Annotated in this window: 1 protein-coding gene; it reads right to left on the reverse strand. The window is 43.3% G+C overall.

What is annotated here, in order from left to right; genetic code table 11:
• Positions 1-13 precede the first annotated feature (13 nt).
• On the reverse strand, positions 14-1,198 hold the full coding sequence (locus OLM34_RS11395; protein ID WP_264407387.1) for an IS4 family transposase: 1,185 nt from the start codon (positions 1,196-1,198) through the stop codon (positions 14-16).
• Positions 1,199-1,237 lie beyond the last annotated feature (39 nt).

Here is a 1,237-nt window from a genome sequence, read left to right on the forward strand (position 1 = left end):
CACTACTGTCCCGTTAAGATTTGAGGTCTCGAAATAATTCGAGTTGACCGTCGTCAGACGAGACATTTAAATTTGGTTTGTTGAACAATTCACGAACCGGTATCTTCTCAAACAACATAGTTCCTATGGTTTGAGAAATCATATAAAGTGATGGTTCTTCGATGTGCATCTTTTTCTTGGCCAATGCTAAAAGCAAGAACGCACATACGGCTATCCATATCTGGGTATAGACGGCATTTTCAGAGGTGCCATAAAAGGATTTGATATGCAGGTGTTGCTTTATCCATTTGAAGAAAAGTTCGACATTCCATCTTTCCCTGTAAAGTTCGGCAATGGTGAGTGCCTCGTAGCCGGTATGGTTCGTTATGAAGCGATACACGTTCCCGGTGGCAAAATCTTCATAGACAACCATACGGAGTTCATCCGGATATTTTTCAATAGATGCTTCTTCGGTCAGACGGATTATCCGGTCACTGATTACACCTGTCTGCGAGTCAACCGCCCCGGAAGAAACAACCTCGTACTGCATGTTATCTTTAGCCCTTGTTACAAAGAAAGCGCCATTCTTATGGATGTTGTTGAAGAGCCTGAAGAAGTCAACGTATCCCTTATCCATCAAATAGATGGCACCCATCTCGATGCACATCTCATCCATTGCATTGACATCATGAACGGATGCTCTTGTAAGATGGATGAAAACAGGGAGATTACCTCTCAAGTCAATTTGTGTATGTATTTTTATGCCTCCCTTGTTCTTGCGGAACTTGGCCCATGGACAGAGTTTGAGACACAGACCGATGGTGGTGCTGTCGAAAGCATAAACCATATTATCAATATCAAGCCTGAACTTCTCCTTGGCGTAAAGTGGCCGCACTTTCTTTATCAGGACTTCTCCCAACTCGGCATAGATGTGCCAGTCCCTGTTCTCGTTGGCTTTTGCCAATGTGTTGCGGGGAACTGCATAACTGATGCCACAATGATACAACTTCTTTACCATGGTCAGTGCATTCAGGCTCGCTTCGATATCACGCAAACTGTTCTTGTCTGCATATTGAGCCATGCACATTACAAGAAACTGATCATGACAGGAAAGGTTCCTGACTCGGTAATCACCCTTGTGTCTAGTGATAATTTCGTTGAATTCTCTACGAGGTATGAGCTGCATAATTTGGGAGAAAACTGTTTTGCCGGAATTCATGTCGTACGCTATTTGAAGGGAAACGCAAAAGTAACCAAT

It is taken from the genome of Anaerorudis cellulosivorans, assembly GCF_025943985.1.
In the GTDB taxonomy this organism is placed as follows: Bacteria; Bacteroidota; Bacteroidia; order Bacteroidales; family Dysgonomonadaceae; genus Anaerorudis; species Anaerorudis cellulosivorans.